This is a genomic window from Amycolatopsis marina (assembly GCF_900111885.1).
Classification (GTDB): domain Bacteria; phylum Actinomycetota; class Actinomycetes; order Mycobacteriales; family Pseudonocardiaceae; genus Amycolatopsis; species Amycolatopsis marina.
Window position 1 is genome coordinate 64884 of sequence record NZ_FOKG01000001.1, and the last position, 19936, is coordinate 84819.

15 protein-coding genes and 1 tRNA gene are annotated in these 19936 nt (G+C 69.3%); 11 read left to right on the forward strand and 5 right to left on the reverse strand.

Annotation, left to right across the window (positions count from 1 at the left end; all coding sequences use genetic code 11):
* The first annotated feature begins 170 nt into the window (after positions 1-170).
* The 10 genes from BM199_RS00275 to BM199_RS00320 all read left to right on the forward strand — a co-directional run bounded on the left by BM199_RS00275 (position 171) and on the right by BM199_RS00320 (position 9558).
* Positions 171-2153 (forward strand): SDR family oxidoreductase, encoded by a 1983-nt coding sequence (locus tag BM199_RS00275; RefSeq protein ID WP_091667754.1) that lies wholly within the window; start codon positions 171-173, stop codon positions 2151-2153.
* A 46-nt stretch (positions 2154-2199) separates the two neighbouring features.
* The gene (locus BM199_RS00280) at positions 2200-2934 is read left to right on the forward strand and encodes a TetR/AcrR family transcriptional regulator (RefSeq protein WP_091667757.1); all 735 of its coding nucleotides are present in this window, start codon (positions 2200-2202) and stop codon (positions 2932-2934) included.
* 269 nt (positions 2935-3203) lie between these two features.
* A complete protein-coding gene (locus tag BM199_RS00285) occupies positions 3204-3476 on the forward strand; it encodes a hypothetical protein (protein WP_091667760.1) in 273 nt (90 codons plus the stop codon).
* 66 nt (positions 3477-3542) lie between these two features.
* The gene (locus tag BM199_RS00290) at positions 3543-4283 is read left to right on the forward strand and encodes an SIS domain-containing protein (RefSeq protein WP_177242417.1); all 741 of its coding nucleotides are present in this window, start codon (positions 3543-3545) and stop codon (positions 4281-4283) included.
* Positions 4284-4343: 60 nt separating this feature from the next.
* Positions 4344-4430 (forward strand) — tRNA-Ser (locus tag BM199_RS00295).
* Between the two features lie 359 nt (positions 4431-4789).
* Positions 4790-5050, forward strand: coding sequence for a hypothetical protein (locus BM199_RS00300; RefSeq protein WP_091667763.1), 261 nt, complete (start codon positions 4790-4792; stop codon positions 5048-5050).
* Between the two features lie 6 nt (positions 5051-5056).
* The gene (locus tag BM199_RS00305; protein WP_091667766.1) at positions 5057-5302 is read left to right on the forward strand and encodes a hypothetical protein; all 246 of its coding nucleotides are present in this window, start codon (positions 5057-5059) and stop codon (positions 5300-5302) included.
* Positions 5303-5326: 24 nt separating this feature from the next.
* Positions 5327-8110 (forward strand): FtsK/SpoIIIE domain-containing protein, encoded by a 2784-nt coding sequence (locus tag BM199_RS00310; RefSeq protein ID WP_091667769.1) that lies wholly within the window; start codon positions 5327-5329, stop codon positions 8108-8110.
* Positions 8103-8462: a hypothetical protein gene (locus tag BM199_RS00315; protein ID WP_091667772.1), complete on the forward strand. Its 360-nt coding sequence runs from the start codon at positions 8103-8105 to the stop codon at positions 8460-8462. Before BM199_RS00310 ends, BM199_RS00315 begins: the two co-directional genes overlap by 8 nt.
* Before the next feature lie 76 nt (positions 8463-8538).
* Positions 8539-9558, forward strand: coding sequence for a hypothetical protein (locus BM199_RS00320; protein WP_143101730.1), 1020 nt, complete (start codon positions 8539-8541; stop codon positions 9556-9558).
* A gap of 7 nt (positions 9559-9565) precedes the next feature.
* Here the strand turns inward: BM199_RS00320 and BM199_RS00325 are convergent, their stop codons facing one another.
* The 5 genes from BM199_RS00325 to BM199_RS00345 all read right to left on the reverse strand — a co-directional run bounded on the left by BM199_RS00325 (position 9566) and on the right by BM199_RS00345 (position 18398).
* Complete coding sequence (locus BM199_RS00325) at positions 9566-11974, reverse strand: endonuclease/exonuclease/phosphatase family protein (protein WP_091669482.1); 2409 nt, start codon at positions 11972-11974, stop codon at positions 9566-9568.
* Between the two features lie 336 nt (positions 11975-12310).
* Positions 12311-13243 carry a TauD/TfdA dioxygenase family protein gene (locus BM199_RS00330; protein ID WP_091667777.1) on the reverse strand — a complete coding sequence of 311 codons (933 nt, stop codon included), beginning with the start codon at positions 13241-13243 and terminating at the stop codon, positions 12311-12313.
* 317 nt (positions 13244-13560) lie between these two features.
* Entirely contained in the window at positions 13561-15051 is a 1491-nt protein-coding gene (locus BM199_RS00335; RefSeq protein WP_091667779.1) for a P-loop NTPase family protein, read from the reverse strand.
* Positions 15051-16850: a dynamin family protein gene (locus BM199_RS00340; RefSeq protein WP_091667782.1), complete on the reverse strand. Its 1800-nt coding sequence runs from the start codon at positions 16848-16850 to the stop codon at positions 15051-15053. The genes BM199_RS00335 and BM199_RS00340 overlap by 1 nt, the downstream gene beginning before the upstream one ends.
* Before the next feature lie 93 nt (positions 16851-16943).
* Positions 16944-18398, reverse strand: coding sequence for an IniB N-terminal domain-containing protein (locus tag BM199_RS00345; protein ID WP_091667784.1), 1455 nt, complete (start codon positions 18396-18398; stop codon positions 16944-16946).
* 272 nt (positions 18399-18670) lie between these two features.
* Here BM199_RS00345 and BM199_RS00350 point away from each other — a divergent pair, with 272 nt between their 5' ends.
* Positions 18671-19927 (forward strand): Hsp70 family protein, encoded by a 1257-nt coding sequence (locus tag BM199_RS00350; RefSeq protein ID WP_091667787.1) that lies wholly within the window; start codon positions 18671-18673, stop codon positions 19925-19927.
* Positions 19928-19936 lie beyond the last annotated feature (9 nt).

The following is a 19936-nucleotide window of genomic DNA, read 5'->3' on the forward strand; positions in this document are numbered from 1 at the left end:
TCATATCCGGTACTCCGAATCGCGCAGTTCCCATAATTTCACCGAATTCGATTGGGGCCAGGTTGGCGAATAGTTGGCTTCGCGTGCCCGGACGAAAGTTAGTGATACACAAAGTTCCACACACTTGCTAGACTGCCGCGATCGACAGGTCGGCGAACAGGGAGGCGAAGGTGGGCAGCTACTTCGTGACGGGTGGGACCGGGTTCCTCGGTCGCAGACTGATCCGGCGACTGCTGTCCCGCCCGGACTGCGAAGCGGTGTATGTGCTGGTACGCGAGCAATCCAGGCACCGGCTGGCCGAACTGACCGAGCAGTGGCCGCACCCGGATCTCGTCGTACCCGTCATCGGCGACCTCACCACCGACCACCTCGGCGTCGACCCTGCGGGACTACGGACTCCGATCGACCACGTCGTCCACCTCGGTGCCGTCTACGACCTGACCGCGGACACCCAGCTCAACGAGCAGGCCAACGTCACCGGCACCCGCAACGTGCTCGCCTTCGCCGCGCGGGCACAGGCGCGCTGGCTGCATCACGTGTCGTCCATCGCTGTCGCGGGCGAGCACGAAGGCCGATTCACCGAAAGCGACTTCGATCTCGGCCAGCGGCTGCCGACCTCCTACCACGCGACGAAGTTCGCGGCCGAGAAACTGGTGCGCGAACAGAGCGGAACCCGCTACCGCGTGTACCGGCCCGCAGCCGTCGTCGGCGACTCCGTCACCGGCGAGATGGACAAAGTGGACGGTCCGTACTTCTTCCTCCCCGCCTTCGCGAAACTCGGCCTGCTGCCGTCCCGCCTGCCGCTGATCGCACCCCGTCTCGGCGACTCCAACATCGTCCCGGTCGACTACGTGGTCGATGCGATGGAACACCTGATGCACATCGAGGCGGAGTCCGGCGCCACCTACCACCTTGCCGCGCCTCGGCCCCAATCGCTTACCGAGGTACACAACGCCTTCTCCGCAGCGGCGGGCGGGCCGCGGATCGTGGCGACTCTGCCTGTCGACCTCTCGGCTCGGCTGCGCAGGGCAGGACGCGCGCTGACCCGAACCGGCAAGCGGCGGACGCTGCCGCACCGGGCGATCGCGGCGATGATCGAGGAAGTCGGCATCCCCGCCGAGGTGCTGCCGGTCCTCAGCACCCCGGTGGAGTTCGACACCACCGCCACCCGCGCGGCGCTGGCCGGATCCGGCCTCAGGTGCCCACCGTTGCAGAAGTACGCGGGACGGCTCTACCGGTACTGGGCCGAGCACCTGGACGTAGACAGGGCGCGGCGCGGACCGGCGATCCGAGGACGAACGGTGCTGGTCACCGGGGCCTCGGCAGGCATCGGGCGGGCCGTCGCCGTAGCGGTGGCCAGCGAAGGAGCCACGGTGCTGCTGGTGGCGCGGCGCGGTGAGGAGCTCGAGGCCGTCCGCGCGCAGATCACCTCGACAGGTGGCAGCGCCGCCGTGTATCCCTGCGATCTGACCGACGCCGAGGCGGTCGACGCGATGGTCAAGCGGATACTCGCCGAGCACGGCCCGGTGGACATGCTGGTCAACAACGCGGGACGCTCGATACGTCGATCGGTCGCGCTGTCGACCGACCGGATGCACGACTACGAACGCACGATGGCACTGAACTACTTCGCCCCGCTGCGCCTGACATTCGCGCTGTTACCCCCGATGATCGAGCAGCGCTTCGGGCACGTCGTCAACGTCACCACCCAGGGTCTGCAGAACCACACGCCCCGCTTCTCCGCCTACCTGTCCTCGAAGGCCGCCCTGGACGAGTTCGGCAAGGTCGCGGGCAGGGATTTGCTCGCAGCGGGGATCACGTTCAGCTCCGTCCGACTTCCACTCGTGCGAACCGCGATGAGCGCGCCGAGCGCGAAGGTCTACCGAAGGGTCCGGTCGCTGAGCGCCGAGCAGGCAGCAGGCCTGGTCGTGCGAGCCCTGCGGACCAGGCGAGAGGTGCTCAACCTGCCCGCGGGAACCGCCGCGGAGTTCGCCGACCGGCTCGCACCACGCACGATGCGCACACTCACGCACCTGGCCGCCTACCAGGCCATGCCCGAGACCGCGCCGGACACTCGGAGCAGGCAGCGAAGGACACATCCCGTTGTGGCCGTCCTGGCGGCGGTCACCCGCTTGGCGTGGCGGCCCCGCTGACCGGTTGGTTTCCGCCAATCCGCGCCGGGAGAGGTAAGTTCGGCTGATGCCCGAACGAGCCAACACGGTCAAGGACGGGCGCGCCGCGCGCTGGGAAGGCCAGCGGGAACGCAGGCGCGCGGAGTTCGTCGAGGCCGCGATCGCCGCGATCGAGGAGCACGGTCCCGACGTGCTCACCGAACAGATCGCCGCGCACGCGGGCGTGCCCCGGCCCCGGCTGTATCGGCACTTCGACGGCAAGGCGGACCTGCAGCAGGCGGTCTGCCGCCGCATCCTGGAACGCCTCACCGCCGATCTCTCGCCCATCTGGCAGGGGGGCCGCTCGCCGCTCGAGCTCATCACCGGCGCGGTGGACACGATCGTGCGTTGGCTCACCACACATTCCGCGTTGTACCGATACCTGGCCAAACACTCTGCCCCGGCCCACACCGGTGCCCCACCCGACCGCTCCGACGCGCTGACCGACTTCACCGGCACCCTTGCGGTGCGTCTGAGCAGGCTGCTGAAGACAGTGCTGGAGACGGCCGGTCGCGACGTACGAGGAACCGGGCCGCTCGCCTTCGGCGTCGTCGCGTTCGCCGAAGCCGCGATCGGACGCTGGCTGGCGAAGCCGGAGTGCCTTACGCCCGAGGAGTTCGGCGCCGCTCTCGTCCGTGGGATCTGGACTCTGCTCGCGGACTTTCTCGTCGAGCGCGGGATCAAGGTGGCCCCGGACGCCCCGCTCCCGCAGGGCCTCGCCGTGACCATGCTGGACCCAGCGTCGGCCTCGGCCTCCGAGTAGGCCCGCTCACGCAACCGGGCAGCGTGAGAACGGTCACGGACAGGCGCACGCGACACGGTGCCCAGAACTTCAGCAGGTCGATGTCCGACCGGCCGGTATGTAGGTGAGTTTCGTACTGCGATTTCTTGGCTTACAGGGACTTCTACCTGATCGGACTCAGACCCGCGCACAGATACCGCTCGTACTGATTGTCTGATTTCTGTCTGGTTCGCGTCGTAACCATTTGCTCCGCACCGCCGATACCACGGTTGCCGCAGACAGGAGGAACCATGAACAGAGTGACTGCTGGCACGAACGGCCGGCAACTCTGGCATTACCTCCCACGCCTGCCGCGCCCGGTGTTCTTCTACGCGGGCGTCCACTTCTCGTGCATGGCGGTCTGGCTCGTGCTCTGGCTGCTGAACTCACGCGACACACTGCATCTCGCGCTCGCGGGTGTCTTCGCGGCGCTCGGACTCGCGCACGTCGCCGTCGAATGCGTACACGCACGCAGGAGGGACGCGCCCATTATTGGTCTGGACAAATCGCGGGACGCTCTCTAACGTTGCCAGCGCCCCACGGTCGACGACCGTCCACTGTGGCCGCTGTAACGAAGGAGGCGCCTGCCGATGGCCGAGGGTGCGGGGAAACGAGTTCGCGAACTGCTCGACGAGGTGGACAACGCGCGAACCGGCCCGATCGCCGATGCGGCGGCGCTGCTGTTCAGGACGATCCGCGCGGACGGCATCATCCACACCGCCGGAGCAGGCCACTCACTCGCGATGGTGTGCGAGACGTTCTACCGCGCAGGTGGCCTCGCGCCGGTACGGCCGCTTTGGGAACCACCGGTGCTGCCATTGACCGGAGCGGTACCGAGCACGATGGCCGAACGAGAGCCCGGCCGGGGCGCCGCGGTCCTGCACGCGGCCGCCCCACAGCCTCACGACGCGGTGGTCGTGTTCTCCACAAGTGGGCGAAATCCGTACCCGGTCGAGATCGCCGCTGAGGCCGCAGCATCGGGCGTGCCGGTGATCGCGGTCACCTCACTGATCGCCTCGGCGCAGGCGAACGACCGCTCCGGCAGCCGGACCGCCGACCATGCCACGGTCGTGCTGGACACCGCCGTACCACCTGGCGACGTCGTGTATCCCGAGCGAGCCGCCCGGACGTCCGCAGTCTCCACGATGCTCGGCGCCTACCTCTGGACGCTGGTGCTCGCCGAACTCGATGACCTCGCGACGGCGGAAGGGCTCGAACTGCCCCTGTGGACGAGCTCGAACGTGCCCGGCGGCGACGAGCGCAACGCGGACCTGCTGGCCCGCTACGGTCCACGCATCCCGGAACTCGGCGTACCGGTCTCCTGCTCCTGAACAGCCCGAGCTCACACCCCGTATCCGCTGGTCCCCAAGGCATCCGGTAGCCTCTTCGGCGGAGGATTGGCCGAGCGGCCTAAGGCGCACGATTGGAAATCGTGTTGGGTGTAAAAGCCCTCACGGGTTCGAATCCCGTATCCTCCGCTCTCCAGCAGGCAGAACGCCGGGTGGCCCCAGGGCCGCCCGGCGTTCTGTCGTCTCGGCCGCAATTTCCGGCGCGGTGCCCCCTGGCCTGTCGGATGAACCGGCGGACAAACGCGTGTGCGCCCCGACCGGGCCGTTGTCGACCCGGTCACCGCACCCACTACTGTCTCTTCCGTCTCATCACGCGGCCCTGCTCACCACAGCGGGGCGGTTCCGGGTCGAGCAGGAACACCCGCGCCCGCTCAACCCTCACCGATGGTCACCCAATAGATGGTTCTCTACCCCACCTGCATCTGTCCGGAGTCGGCCGGTAACGCTAAGTTTGTAACGCCGACACCACACCTCAAGGAGCACGCCCCATGCCCGGAGTGGAAGAGATCCGCGCGGGGATCGCCCTCGCGAACGAGAAGGCTTCCGCCAGCATCGCCGCCCTGCAGCAGGCCGCCCAGTCCCTCGAGGAGGCGCAGCAGTCGCTGACCGCGGCCACCACGGGTAGCACCCAGGAGGAGGTGAATCAGGCTCACGGACTGCTCGCCGAAGCCCTCCAGGGGATCAACGGCACGCAGAGCACCATCCAGGCCTGCATCTCCTCGGCCGACTCCTACTCCGCCAGGCTCTAGAAATCGATGTCTCTGGACCAGCTGCACCAGTTGCTCGCCACGGTGCACGGCAGGCTCACCGACGCTCGCGCGCATACCGAAAGGGCGCGCGAACTGCTGGAGGAGTCCCGCCGCGCACTGGTCGACGCCCAGGCGCAGGCCCAGCCGTGGCTGCCGCCGCAGCTGGCGCTGGCACTCGACCAGGTCGACACCCACGGCGATCGGCTGAGCAGTGCCGATGACCTGCTGAACCGCTACGAAGCACGCCTTTAAGCGCGTGGCCTTGGAGATGGTCTGATGGGCAGGAAGGCCAGCGAGCAACGGGCCAGGGTGGTCACCGCACTCGACCAGTTGCGCCACCAGCTCGGGCTCGCACTCGGCTCGGCGGCGAACGCCAGGATCGCCGCCGAGACCGAACTCGCGAAGCTCGAGCTGGAGCAACGCATCGTCCGCGCGGGAATCGACAGATCGGCGGGCGATCCGGCGATCGCCGAACAGGCCGGGGATCCGGCGATGTCCGGCGTGCTGTCCTGGCTCGACACCGTGCGCCGGCAGTTCTACACCGAGTGGGGAGACGGCCCGAACCGGCTGCGTGAACTGGTGGCGGCAAGCGCACCGGGACCGGCGGGCAGGCCGCCCGGCGACTGGCTGGGCCGGGTCGGCAGCTACAGCGGCGTCACCACGCCGGAGTTGTGGCGCATCGGCTCAGCCACGGTGGACGGCTCCAGCGCGGGCCAGACGGCGGGCGTCGAGCTGACCTTCGATGTCGCCGTCCCACTGCTCGGTGAGTCGCACATCAGCATCACCTCGGCGCCACCCGGCGCCACGACCCAGCCGAGGGCGAGCGTCGACGCGCTGGTCGAGAACCTGCTGACCAGGGTGCTCAGCACGTTCGAGCCCGGTGCGGTCCGGGTGCATCTCTGGGACGTCGGACAGCTCACCGCGGTCCTGCCGAACTTCTACGCGCTCGGCCGCACCAGCGCGCTCACCGTGCACGACCCCACCCGCCTTGTCGACCTGCTCGACGAGCTGGCCGGGCACATCCGCCGGATCCACGCATACACGATGCAGGCGGGTCACACGTCGCTGCAGTCGATGCGCAAGGCCACCGGGAAACGGGTCGAGCCGTGGCGGATCGCCGTGCTCTACGGCAACGGCGAACCGTTGCAACCCGAACAGCTGCGCGATCTCAAGCGCGTGGCGAGCGGGGCGCTGGCGGCCGGTATCTCACTCGTTCTGGTGGACGTGCCGACCGCGCTCGGCGGTTCGGTGGAGTCGATCAGCCTGATCGACGAGCGGCGTGCCGTCTGCAGCATGACGGGCACCGACCTCGTGGTGCAGCTGGACCCGCCACTTCCCGGCGGGCAGGTGAATCGCGCGGCGGCCAGGATCGCCGAGGCACTCATCGCCAAGCAGGGCGGCCCACGCTCGTTCGCCGATCTGCTGCCCGCCGAACTCGGACAGGAACACTCGGGGCGCGAACTGCGGGCTCCGGTGGGCTTCTACGAAGGCGAGGCGGTCGAGGTCGTGATCGGCGACGCCAGCCCGCACGTGCTGATCGGCGGGCCAAGCGGATCCGGCAAGACGAACTTCCTCTACTCCATGCTCGGCAGCCTCACGGCCCGCTACTCCCCGGACGAGCTCGCGCTGTACCTGCTCGACTTCAAGGAGGGTGTCTCCTTCGCCGGCCTGGCCCCCGGCCGCAAGGACGCGAGCTGGCTGCCGCATGCCCGGTTGGTCGGGGTCAACGTGAACACCGACCGCGAGTTCGGTCTCGCGTTGCTCCGGTTCCTCGCCGACGAGCTGCGCAGGCGCTCGGCCGCGGCGAAGGACCACGAGGTGACCAACCTGGCCGAGCTGCGCGAACAGGACCCGGAGGGACACTGGCCGCGCATCGTCGCGGTGATCGACGAGTTCCAGTACCTGTTCGCCGGGCGGGACACGGTGACCGCGCTCGCGACCTCCTTGCTGGAGGACATCGCCCGACGTGGCCGTTCGCAGGGCATCCACCTGGTACTGGCCAGTCAGGACGTCGCTGGGATCGAGGCGTTCTGGGGCAAGCCCGCGGTGTTCGAACAGTGCACCCTGCGGATCGCGATGCCCAAGGCTCGCCGTGTGCTGGCCGAGGCCAACCAGGCAGCGGTCGCCGCGCCCCGCTGGCATGCGGTGATCAACCACGACTCCGGCGTCGCACACGGCAACCAGCTCGCGCACATTCCCGATGCCAGCGCGAAGGGCGTCTTTCCCGGACTCCAGCAACGGCTGTGGGAACGCTACGCGAGTGGGCACCAGCAGCCCCGGCTCTTCGACGGCGCACACGCGCCGTTACTGGAGGAGGCCACGGCGTTCACCTCGCTCGTGCCCGTGGCCCGTCCACGGGCACTGCTCGGGCAGTCGATCGACGTCGCCGAGGTCGCGCAGGGCGTCGAACTGTCCGGCGCGCCGGGGCGCAACGTCGCCGTGCTCGGCACCGCGACGAAGGAGGCCGTGTCCATTCTGGACTCCGCCACCCGCTCGCTCGCCAACCAGTTCCGGCAGGGCGATGTGGAGTTCGTGCTGACGTGCCTGGTGGAGTCGTGCGAGCCTGCGGTGAACGAACTGGCCGACTGGCTCGCCACGACGGGGCACAAGGTGGAGGTCGTTCCCGGATCCGACCTGCCTGCCAGGGTGAGCGCACTCGCGGGCGACCTCGGCTCGGGGGCGATTCGGCGGATGCTCGTGCTCTACGGTGCGGACGCGGCCCTGCCCGCGCTGGAGCAGAAGGCACCCGGCCAGCAGAGCGGCCTGGACCACCTGCGAGCGCTGCTCAAGCAGGGACCGTCGAACGGCCTGCACGTAATCGGCTGGTGGCGCGGAACCGCAAGACTCAAGGACACCCTCGGGTTCGGCGGGACCGACGACATCGGCGCGTGGGCGGCACTGGACGTCCAGGGAAATGAGCTCAGTCCGTTCTCCGCCGGGCAGGTGGTGCACTGGTCGCCGCGGTCGGGAAGGGCGTTGTTCTTCGACCGCAGCACACACGCATCGCCGGAAGTGATCATTCCGTTCCACCGGCCGGAAGCGGAGGAGCACGATGACTGAGAGTGCCGCCTTGCGCTACAAGGAAATCGTCGCGCTGGCCCGTAAGTCCGCGGACGACCTGCGGTCCTGGGAGCTGGCACGGGCCGAGGAACTCGACGGCGCGATCGCGGGAGCAAAAGCCGAGATCGAGCAGGCGGCCCAACGCGAGCAGACCACTGAGGAGCGGGCCAACCGCTGGTGGCGGATGGCGGTGGACAACGTGTCCAGGGTGTCGTGGCTGGAGGCAGGCGCCGGGCCCGAACCGGTGTCCTCGGCACGCGGGGAGTGGCTTAGCCGGTACCTGGAGGACATCCGGCCTGCCTATCACGAGCTGAACCAGTCGATTCTGAACCTGGGCTGGCGGGCCCGCTGACCTTCCCTCCTGCGGGGGAGGCGAGTCCACCGCAGCGGTGAAGCGGGCGGACGCTGCGCGCGGCAGGCTGGCCGGCATGACGACCACAGCGCGCCAAAGCACGGGACCTGCCGGCCCCACGGACAGTGGGCCAAGCGGGCGGGCAAGGCCGTTCGCTGTAGCCGCATTGGCAGTCGCCGTCCTCTATGGAGCACTGCGGACATGCTGGCAGCTGCTCGGCAGTCCGACGGAGCTGTCCGCGCGTGGGGGCGACCTCATCGGTTTCACCGGCTGGAGCGCGATCGGGCTCTGTGCCGTGGCGGCGCTGGCCGCGGGGGCACTCGCCACGCTGCGGCTGACCGGTGCCGCGCGAACGGCGCTGCTGGTCCTCGCCATGGTGGTCAGTGTCGCGCTGCTCGGAGCCAGTGCGATGTTGCTGCTCGACGTGGTCGGCGGCATCCTGCCAGGGCTGGGGATCCGCTTCTACCCACTCGGCGCGCTGAGCCGAGCCGCCTGCGTCGGCACGGCCGTGCTGCTGATGCTGGCCACACTCGCCTACCGGAAGGCGACCCACTCCGGTTGTCCCGACTGCGGCCGGGGCGACGACGGGCCCACGGAGCCGCGTCGCACTCCGGCGTGGGCGTACTGGGCCGCGTATCTCTCCGTTGCGGGCTGTGTCGCCAGGATCATCGCGCAACTGGTGGTCGGGATGGACCAAACCCCCGTGGGCGGCGGTATCTCGGTGATCCTGTTCGAGGTGGGCTTCGTCCTCGGCGGCACGCTACTGCCGCTCGCCCTCGTGCACACCTGGGGCCTGATCTGGCCGCGATGGCTGCCAAGGCTCGCGGGGCGGCGGGTTCCCCGCTGGCTGGTGCTCGGCCCCGGCATCGGGATCTCCGCCGGTCTTGTTGTCTACTTCGGACTGATGCTGCTGACGATGGCGGCCGAACGGCTGCAGGGCCGGAACCCGTTCCCGCCGTCGGATGGTTTGGTACTGCCGGAGGCGTTCTTCTGGATTTCCGTGCCCGCTTATCTGCTCTGGGGGCTCGGCATGGCGGGTGCGGCGCTGTCGTACCAGCGCCGCACCCGCCCCACCTGCGTCACGTGTGCTGCCTGACGCCAGCTCAGCGGCGGCCGAAGATCCGCTCCAGCCAGTCGATCAGCTCGTTGACCGCGTCCAGTGCCGGGTTCCCGGTGCCAGGCAGGAAGCGAACCAGTTGCGGGTCATGGTCGCTGGCCTGCTCCGCGAACTCGGCGTTGATGTGGACGACGTCGTAGTCCACACCGCGCGGAGCAACGGAGATCAGCACGTGGTCGAGCACCTGCGAATTGCCCTCGAACACGTAGCTGTACCTGTCACCCTCGGGGAGGGTGTCGATCAGCGCGGTCAGCGCTCCACCCTCGGTCAGGGTCCGCACCGTCGGGGAGAACGAGTAGTCGTTGATGTCACCCGCGACGACCACGTTCGCCCTCGGGTCGGCCGCCAGCACGTCGTCGACGAACCCGCGCACGGCCTGAGCCTGCGCCACCCGCTGCTCCTCGGAACCGCGGTTCGGCGGCTGGAACCGGCCGTGCGTCGGCTGGTCCCCGCCCTTCGACGCGAAGTGGTTGGCTACCACGAACACCGTGCGACCACGGAAGACGAACTCTCCGGCCAAGGACTTACGGCTGTCCTCCCACGCGGCGTTCGCCGGGTCGATCCGGCCCGGCGAGACCGACAGCTTCGCCCTGCCCCGTTCACGGGACACCTCGACGGGCGTGACGGCGTCTCCACCAGGACGGTCCACAAACGACACACGATCCGGATTGAACAGGAAACCGACGCGGATGTTGCCACCCGGCTGACCGCCGTCGGTGAGGTCCTGCGGGTCGATCTGCCGCCACTCGTACCTGGGGCCGCCAGCCGCCGCGATGGCGTCAACGAAGCGCGCCATCGTCTCGTCTGCGGCCACCACGCCGTCGCCCCTGCCGTCCGGGCCGTTGTTGTCCTGGATCTCCTCCAGGGTCACGATGTCCGGAGAGGCGAGATTGTCCACGACACCGCGGGCGAGCTCGTCGAACTTCGCCTGCTCGTTGCGGGCGGAGAGGTTCTCCACGTTGTACGTCGCGATCGCCAGCTCGCCACCACGCTGTGCCCGGGTTACCTCCCTGGCCAGCCCGTTGTCCTTGACCTCACCGAGCATCGAGGCGAACAGGGTGTAACCGCCGAAACTGTCGTACTCCACCGGTCCCGCGGTCAGTCCGGTCAGCACGTCACCGGTGTTGGCCTGCGGGAACGGCCGCTCGGCGAACGGAATCAGGGACTCGATCTTGAGGATTCCGGTGTTCGGCCGGTCGTAGCCTTGATAGACCGTTCCGCCGCGCACCGAGGGATTCTGCTCCGGCTTCGTCGTCACGTACAACTCGTTGTACTGACTGCTCGGCCCGACGACGCGGGCGTCGCTGACGCTGATCAGCTCACTCTCATGGGCCTCCCAGAAGTCCAGCGAGTACCGGTCCGGTTCGAGGGGCAGCGGTTCGATGTTGCCACCGGGCTGAGCCACCAGCTCGTCCGGCAGCGTCTCCTGTGTGATGACCGTCGGCTCGGGAACGGGATTCCCGCCCGACACAACCGTCCACTGGGCGTCGGTCAGTTCGGTCAGCGACTGGTACTTCGAACTGGAGGGGTTGTCCGGGTAGTACTCCTTGACCGTCGCGGTGACCGTCACCTCGTCACCGGGCGCGACGTCGGGAGCCACTGATCCACTGTAGACGAAGATGCCCTCGCTGGTGCGCGGGTCGTCGTCGCTTTCGGGGTCCTGCATCCAGAATCCGCGTGAACCGAAGTTCCTGGTCGTCGTCACCACGCCGGTCACCCCGACGCGCTCGCCTGCCAGCGGCGAGATCCGGGTGGTGCCCTGGATGTCGTGGATCCGCGCGGCGGTGGGGGGCTCGGGGTCCGGGTCGCCGCCATCGTCTGGGGTCTCGCCCGCCGTGTTCGTCGGGCTGGGTGCGCCCGCGGTGAAGTCTGCCGCGTTGGAGTCCGTGTCGGTCAGTTCCGGCCGCGCCACCGAGGTCGTGTTGTTGGTACCAGGCGCGGGCGAGTTCTCCCGCACCACGGCTCCGCCGTAGCCGACCAGGTCGACGATCCGTGCGTCGGCGGCACAGTCGGCGGCGGTGCGGCAGGTCAGCGGTTCGGTGCTCGCGACGAGGGCGACGGTGCCGGCCGAGGCGGACATGGCGATGCTGCCCGCCGCGTCCGGTGTGGGCAGTTCGACCGTGCCGCCCGCGCCCCTGCCCTGCGCGACGAGGTAGCGCGCATCGGGCTCGATCGCGCCGGTCAGTGCCGTGGCCTGCCAGCGGCTGCTCGCGCTGGGTGAGGCAGGCAGGTACTGCACGGTGAAACCGTCGAGGGAGGCAGCCGCGCTGCCCACCGTGGCGAGCTCGACGAAGTCGTTGGTCAGTTCGGCGCCGGAGTTGCCGCCGCCGCCGTAGACCTCGGCGATCAGCGCGCCGGTGCTCGGCACCGCCGCGGCGACCGGTGCGGTGACCATCAGGCCGACCCCGGTCGCGACGGCGGCGGTGACCGCTCCGACTCTTCGACCCACTACTCGTGAACGTTTTGTCACGTTCTGTCCTCCTCGGTTGTCCGGTCGTGGAATCGTCCCCCGAACAAGTGAGGAGAATGAAGACAATCCGGCAACTGTTAGTAACAGTTCACCCACCCGGCCGCCAGTCGCCAGGTTGGAGCGCCTGCAAGTACACCCAAGCAAGATCGTTTTCGCCGCTAACCGCAGCCATCCAGTCTCCGGTTGGCTGCGGTTGCAGACGGGTTTGATCTTGCTTGGAGGTACTTGCAGACGCTCCATCCCCTGTGGGGAGGTGTGGGGCTAGAAGGGCTGGTCTCCCGCGATGGCCACGCGTTCGGCTACCCGGGGGTGTGGGTGGTAGTCGTTGACCGCGTAGTGCTGTGTCGCGCGGTTGTCCCAGAACGCCACCGAGTTCTCCCGCCACTGGAACCGGACCTGGAACTCCGGCACGTGGGCCTGGGTGAACAGCAGATGCAGCAGCCGGTCGCTCTCCGCGCGGTCCATGCCGACGATGTGCGTGGTGAACGCCTGGTTCACGAACAACGTCCGCCGCCCCGTCTCCGGGTGCCTGCGCACGACGGGATGCTCGACCGGCGGGAACTCGTGCTGGTGGCTGGCGAGGTGGGCGTGATCGCTGAAGCGGTCGAAGCCGGGAATGAAGTCGTGCACGGCACGGAGCCCGTCGATCCGCTGCCGCACGTCCTCGGGCAGGTTGTCGTAGGCGGCGGCCATGTCCGCCCACATGGTGTCGCCGCCGACCGGCGGGACCTGCACCAGCCGGAGCACCGACCCCAGTGCGGGACTCGGCCGGAACGTGACGTCGGTGTGCCAGATGTTCTCGTAGGCCGGCATCGAGCCGCCCCTGGCGAAGCGGGTCACGTGCTCGTCGTCGCCGACCGGAATGAACGGGTTGGTCTCCAGCTCGCCCCAGTTGCGCGCGAACGCACGCTGCTGCTCCGAGGTGATCCGCTGGTCGCGGAAGAACAGCACCTTCCACTCCAACAGGGCCCTGTTCAGCTCCGCGCGCAGTTCCGGCCGCAGCGGCTCACCGAGGTCGACGCCGTCGATCTCGGCACCGATCACCCGCCCGAGCGGGCGCAGGTCGAACAGGTCGTACGGCGCGGACTCCACGCCGTCGGGCAGTCGGCGCAGCACGCGTGGGCCTTCCAGAATCCCGTCGGCGGGCACCTGGGCCGCACGCAGGGCAGGACGGGACGGCAGATCAATGGACATACTGGTTTTCCTCACTTCTCGGCGAGTCTGCTGGGTTCCCACGAAGCGCACGCAGCCCGCACCGGGGTAGGGCGAAAGCCTCGTACCCGGATCTGTCAGGACTACTGGATCTCCGGCTGCGCGCTGAAGCTAGTTCGGCGGGGAACCGAGACGGCCGCGGCGCAGCAGCAGGGCGACTACGCCGACTCCGGCTACCCGCGAAACACGGTGCAGCCGCGGGACAACAGAGTGTTCCCGGAGAAGTGGCATGGCCTGATGGTGGCCTACCGGACGCCGATCGGTCAACTCGGCCCAACCAGCGGACTCGGCCGTGCCGGTCAGGCCGGAACGGGTGTGGCGACAACTCCCTCACAACCGCGCGCGACGACAGCGGCGGCCCGGCGTGCGGCGGCCGGAAGGCTTCCGTCCTCCGCGTGCGCCCGCCAGCGTTGCAACGCGTCGAACGCGGCAGGACGAGGATCTTCTCCCGGTTCGACACCAAAACGTTCCGCCACACCCGCCCCGACGTCACCGAGGAGCCGAAGAGCCTCCGTGCGCAGCTCGGCCGGGAGCACGATTCGGCCGCCGCGCAGTGCGGCCAGCAGGCGTAACTCGCGAAACTCGTGTGCGCCCGCCATGACGCGTTCGAGTTCGCCGGCGAGGGCGGCGGCCGCGGGACGTGGCTCCATCCGCAGCACGACCTCCAGTGCGATGAGCGCGGAGCGTGCCTTCAGCACCGGCCTTCGCTCCACAAAGGAATTCTCGATCGCGTCCCGCAGGTCGCCGAGTCCGCTGCGTTGGACGAGTTCGGCAGCCAGGGCGGGCAGGGTCATCGAGCCACGACGCAGCAGAGTGAGCACGAGACGAACGCCGAACAGACCGAACCTACCCAGCAGTGCCACCCTGACATCCGCGGGAACCGAACCTGGCACAGCGTCCCCCGCGAACCGGTCCACCGAGAGCAGATATGGCTCGATGTCCTTCCTGGGCAGACGTGCGAGTTCGCTGAACGCGTCGAACTCCGGCTCACGCAGCGTTCTGCCCGCGCAGGCGAGCATCCCCGACATCGGCACCACGTCCTGACACAGCCCGCCGATCTCCGCCTCGCGGCGGTGTCTACGGGCCACCTGCCGTGCCGAGATCAGTGCGTCCACCCGGCCACCGCCGAGTTCGTCCGCGCGCGTGACGACGGCCAGCATGTTCACCGGGGCCGCCCTGGCAATGGGATGTTCCTGGACCGCCCGCAGAAACCCCAGGTCGCCATATTGTGGCCGGGGCAGCAGATACAGCACGGCATCGGCGTCGGAGTAGATTCGCTCCACGGCATGCGCGAGCCCAGAAGCCTCTTCGTCTCCGCCCTGCTGGGCAGCTCCCTCCAGCGTGGGCGACTCCAGTGCCGGGGTGTCGATCAGGGTCAGCTCGCGCAGCGCCCGGTTCGGCCAGGACACCTCGACACGGTCCAACGGCATCCCGTCGAGCATCGAGGTGTCGACCCGCAGTTGCTTGTCCTGCCGGGACACCGGCAGCTCCACGGGGCGCCCGCCCTGAGGAAAGGCGACGGCGGACGACTCGGTGCTCCCGGTCGTCGCCCGGTACCACAAGAGCGGAGCACCTCCGGTCTGCGCAGGCGTCACCTGCTCGCCGCACAATGCGTTGACCACAGTCGACTTACCGGATTCACGGGGCCCGACGACGGCGAGGCGGACCGGTTCGTCAAACCTGGCAACATGCGCACGCAGCCAGCCGAGGGCACGCGGACTGTCCTGGTAGGCATGCATTGCCCTGTCGAGCAACGCCCTCGTCCGCTCCTCCAGCCGATCGTGCGCCATCACGCCGTCAGCTCGCGTGGCGCCGTCGTCGCTCGACCGCCTCCCGGATCGAGCGCGCGAACCCTGGTCCGCAGCGCTGCGAGTTCGTCCATACCACGCTTGAGCTCATGGGCACGTGCTGTGCGCCGCGCGGTTTCGGCGTCGATGACCTCCTTGATCTCCTTCGCGGACTCGGTGATCTCCGCGCGCAGTTCCTGGGCATAACCGGCGAACCGATCCCGCAGCGCGCGATGAATCAGCCGTGAGGTGTCCTTGCTGTGCTTGCCGTAGCGGAGAAAGAAGTCGTCGACATAGCGATGGGCGGCGGAGCGTGCGGCGGCCTGCCTGCGCTTCAGCCGGTTCCCGCGCTCCTCGAAGACACTCTTGGCACCGAAGGCCGCTCCCGCGCCGATCGAGATCGGGTTGATCAGCGGCATGCCCGCGAGAGTGGTGGCGAGACCGAACATCAGCAACCCGCTGTACGAGCCGCGCATACCGACGAAGAGCTTCTGACCGATCCCGAAACGCTCCACATTGGGCATTCGCAGGGTGCCGATGTGGTCATCCCTTCCGGCGCGGGAGATCGAGTCGGGCAGTACCCCGTTGCCGCCCGGCGCGACCTCGCGGGCCAGTTTTCGCGCGATCCAGTCGAATCGGTCGAGCAACCAGCCGGAGTTCGCCTCGGCCACGGACGTGAGGTTCTCCCGAAGCCAGTCCTCGAATTCGGGCCAGGTCTTCGCCGGGTCCGCCTCCTCGAAGTACTCGTCCGCCTCGCGCAGGATCCGCCGGGTCCGGTCCCGTAGATCGAACTCCACGTCGGACATGAGATCCGCGACCTCGTCCCCGAGCAGCGTCTGCCACCGGGCGGACTCCCGCTGCAGTTCCTCGAGTCTGCGTCCCGCGGCACGCCAGCGCTTCGTCAGCTCCTCGGTCCCGTCCTTCGCCGCCGCCCCGTACTCGGCCCGCACGGAGGAGATCAGCTGGTCCACCGCGACACCGGTCGCAGCGGACACCGAACGTCCGGCAAGGACGTCCGCCTTGCCGAGCAGATCGCGGTGCAGGAACCGGACGAGCTCGCCGAATCCGGACTCCTCGTTGAGGCTGCTGTCACCCGTGCGCGCGGCCGCGAGCCGCAGCGTCGCGGAAACCGGGATCAGCGTCGCGGGCAACCCTCCTCTGACGAGTTTGGCTCGGTTGCGCTCGGCCACCCGACGCCATCCCGGGACCAGGTCGATCTTGGTGAGGACCACCACGACGGTTGGGCACAGTCGCACGGCGCTGGCCAGTAGGTTCAGTTCGCCCGCGGAGAGTTCCCGCGTGGCATCGGAGACCATCAGCGCCGCGTCGGCCTGTGGCAACTCCCGCACCGCGGCCGCCGGGGTGTCGATCAGCGCGAGCCCGGTGGCCAGCAGCGCGCGGGGCAGGCCGATCTCGGTGCGGACTACAGTGCCCGCCGAGCGGTTGGCCTGCGCCGTGGCCGACTCGACGGGGACCGCGGTGCGACCACTCCTCGGCGCCTCGATCGTGGCCAGCTTTCGTTCGTCGGTGACCAGCGCGGCCGCGGGAGACTCGGCGTGCCGGACGAACGCGGGGACAGTGGTGGTGCCGTCACCACCCACAGCGCAGACGGGTGCGTTGACGAGCGCGTTGATCAGTTCGCTCTTGCCCTGACCGGACTCGCCGAACACGAGCACTCGCAGGGTGGAATCGAGCAACTGCGAGCGACGGCCGTGAAGCCATTGGACGAGGTCCGGACGATCGTGCGCGGCGCACGCCCGGATGGTCTCGTCCAGGACGTCGATCCATGGAGCTGCCATCACCCCGGAGAGTGTGCCGGTTCGTGATTCAAACGTGAAGGCGGCCGGGCCCGACTCACAGGACGGACCCGGCCGCAATCACCGTTATGTCGCTTATCAGCCGAAGTTCAGGTCACCAGAGGCGTCACCCGACGCGCTGCCGCCCAGTGCACCACCGGTGGCATCCGGCAGCTCGCCGAGCGGGCTGTCGGAGACGACGTCGCCGAGCGGGCTCTGCGAAACGCCCTGCTCGAAGTCGCTGCGCATCTCGCCCGCCTCCGGCAGCGGGTTCGCGACCGGCAGCTCCGGCAGGTCGACGGGCAGGTCGGCAGGCAGCTCCGCTTCCGGCAGCTCCGGGGTCGCGGGCACGTCGACCGGGAGGTCGGCGGGCAGGTCGGCCTCGGGCAGCTCGGCGGGCAGCTCCGGGGTCGCGGGAACCCCGGCCGGGAGGTCGGCGGGCAGATTTGCCTCGGGCAGGTCCGCGGGCAGCTCGGCAGGCAGCTCCGGGACGGCCGGAACGCCGTACGCGGGCAGCGCGCCCTGGAAGGCGTCACCACCGGAGGAAACGTAGGTGGCGAGGGTGCCGCCTGCCGCCTCCTCGACCTTGCCAAGGGCGTCGGCGTCGAGGACGTCGGAACGCTCGGTCATCTCGGCGGCCTCGGCGAGCCCGGCCGTGGCAGGCTGCCCCGCGGTTTCCAGGCCGTAGCTGCCCAGCGCCGAGTCGGTGGTGCCGCCGAGCGCGAACTCCTCCTTGCTCCCTGCGCCACTGCCCTCGAAGGACAGGTGCTCACCCTCGAACGCCGCACCGCCGGCGACGCCGTCGACGCTGGCCGCGGAGAACGCGGCGAACTCGCCGAGCGAAGAGTCCGAGGCGAACTCGCTGGTCACGCCGTCGAGGCCACCGGAAAGGCTGCCCTCGCCGGAGAACTGGTCGTTCTCGAAGATGCCGCTGCCGGAAACGCCCTCGGAGCTGCCCGAGCCGGCGAAGTCGAAGGCGCCGAGCCCGGTGCCCTCGCCGTGGTCGAAGGAGACGCCGTCCGGGCCGACGGAGATCTGCGCCTCGCGGCTGAACTCGTCGGTGCCGAGCGAGCCACCCGCGGTGACGCCATCGGTGAGGTTGCCCTCGCCGACCACGGTGCCGTTACCCAGGTCGGAGTCGAAGCCACCGGCGCCGGCAACGCCCTCGGTGCTCGCGGTGAACGCGCTGGCGCCGCTCAGCTGGTCGCTCGCGTAGCCGAAGGTCCCGGAAACGCCGTCGGCGCTGCCCGTACCCGCGTACGTGAAGTCACCGAGCGCGGGGACACCCTGCACGGCACCCGCGTCGGCGACCGCCTGCAGCTGCTGGATGGCGCTGTCCGCGGACAGGTCGGCCGGCAGGTCCGCACGGGCCGCGCCGATGTCGGAGAAGTCGGCCACCAGCGGGATGACCTCCTGCACGTCCTGTGCAGTGACATCGCCCAGACCGGCGCCGGCGAGCGCGGCAGCCGGGTCGGTGGCGAAGTCCGACCGGGCGGACTCGTCAGTCAGCAGGTTGAGCACGAAGTCGTGCAGGGTCTGGTCATTGAGTGACAACGAAGTCTCCTTGGTGCGAAAAGTTTCAGTAGACGTGCGGCATGGAATGTGCCTGCGACCGGGCCGACACTAGAAGTCCACGAACGAGGGCGCATCGGGGATCACCCCCCGCCGCCACCCTTGGCCCCGTTAGGGGATCGCGCGCCGTTCGTTAGGGGATTAGGGGGCGGACACCAAAGTCACCTGGGACTGTCAGTCGGGGGTGCCACTTTGGTACGAAAGGGGGTACCCGACCGGGTCACCCGCTGGCGAAATGTGAAGGAAATTCCAACATGCGCTACGTACTGGGCATCGACGTCGGCGGGAGCCGCACGACGGCCGCGGTGTCCCGGTACAACGGCGACGCCTGGGATGAGGCGCAGCCGCTGACGCTGGACGGCGACCGGTTCGTCGAGTCGGTGTTGTACCTCTCACCGGACGGTGTGCTGGCGGGTCGGGAGGCCCGCCAGGCCGGTTCGCTGGACCCGTCCCGGCTCGCCAGTGGCTTCCTTCGCCGGATCGGCGACGACGTGCCCTACGTGCTCGGCGACGTCTATTACGGCGCCGAAACCCTGACGGCCGCACTGGCGGGCTGGGTGGCCGACCGGGCCGCCGAACAGGAGGGCGGGGAGCCGACCCGGATCGCCGTGACCCATCCACCGGACTGGGGCGGTTACCGCAGGTCCCTGCTGCACGACGCGCTCGACGCCGCCGGGCTGCCGGGCGCGCTGCTGCTGCCTTCTCCCGTCGCCGTGGCCGAGGACTACCGCGCCCGCGCCGAACTGGAGGCGGGCGCCGTGCTCGCGGTGTGCCGGGTGGGTGGCGAGCAGGTCGAGAGCACGGCCCTGCGGCGCACGTCCGGCGGGTTCGAGCTGCTGGGTCAGTCCTCGGCAACCGATCCCCTCGGCGGAACCCGGCTCGACGACCTGGTGAGCGACCACGTTCTCGGCCGGCTCGGCGCGCCGGAACCGGGCCCTGGCGAACTCGTCGAACTCCGCCTCGCCTGTATCGCGGCCAAGGAGCGGCTGTCCGCCGTCGCCGAGGTGACGGTGCCCGTCCCCTTCGCACCGGTAGGTGGCATCCTGCTGCACCGAGCGGAGTTCGAACGCCTGGTCCGGCCGACGGTGGAGATGATCGTGGCGCAACTGAACGGAATCGTCGCGGCCGTGCCCGGCGACCGGCTCGCGGCGGTCGTGCCCGCGGGGGGCGGTGCGCGGGTGCCACTGGTCACCCAGCTCCTGCAGGACGCGCTGGACTGTGCTGTTGACGTCGAGGCCGACCCCGGGCACGCGCTGTGCCGCGGAGCCGCGGTGGCCGCGCGGCCACCTGCACGTGCCCGGGTGCTCGACGAACAGCCCCGGCCGTCGACATCACTGGTGACGCAGAGCCGCGAACTCCCCATCCCCTCGCTCGACGACGATGCCGAGCTGGGCGAGCCGCCGCCACGGCCGCCCGTGGAGATCACCCCGCTGCACCCGCCCCGGCAGCGGTTCGGCAGGGGCCGCAGGGCCGCGGCGACCAGCACCGAAACCACGAGGCAGAAGACGTGACAGGGACAA

Coding starts and splice junctions, on each gene's coding strand:
- BM199_RS00290 (WP_177242417.1), top strand. CDS start 3,543: ATGGCCGAGGGTGCGGGGAAACGAGTTCGCGAACTGCTCGACGAGGTG.
- BM199_RS00320 (WP_143101730.1), top strand. CDS start 8,539: ATGACGACCACAGCGCGCCAAAGCACGGGACCTGCCGGCCCCACGGAC.
- BM199_RS00280 (WP_091667757.1), top strand. CDS start 2,200: ATGCCCGAACGAGCCAACACGGTCAAGGACGGGCGCGCCGCGCGCTGG.
- BM199_RS00350 (WP_091667787.1), top strand. CDS start 18,671: ATGCGCTACGTACTGGGCATCGACGTCGGCGGGAGCCGCACGACGGCC.
- BM199_RS00335 (WP_091667779.1), bottom strand. CDS start 15,051: ATGGCGCACGATCGGCTGGAGGAGCGGACGAGGGCGTTGCTCGACAGG.
- BM199_RS00325 (WP_091669482.1), bottom strand. CDS start 11,974: ATGGTCACCGCACCGGTCGCCGCGGCGGTGCCGAGCACCGGCGCGCTG.
- BM199_RS00310 (WP_091667769.1), top strand. CDS start 5,327: ATGGGCAGGAAGGCCAGCGAGCAACGGGCCAGGGTGGTCACCGCACTC.
- BM199_RS00330 (WP_091667777.1), bottom strand. CDS start 13,243: ATGTCCATTGATCTGCCGTCCCGTCCTGCCCTGCGTGCGGCCCAGGTG.
- BM199_RS00285 (WP_091667760.1), top strand. CDS start 3,204: ATGAACAGAGTGACTGCTGGCACGAACGGCCGGCAACTCTGGCATTAC.
- BM199_RS00305 (WP_091667766.1), top strand. CDS start 5,057: ATGTCTCTGGACCAGCTGCACCAGTTGCTCGCCACGGTGCACGGCAGG.
- BM199_RS00300 (WP_091667763.1), top strand. CDS start 4,790: ATGCCCGGAGTGGAAGAGATCCGCGCGGGGATCGCCCTCGCGAACGAG.
- BM199_RS00315 (WP_091667772.1), top strand. CDS start 8,103: ATGACTGAGAGTGCCGCCTTGCGCTACAAGGAAATCGTCGCGCTGGCC.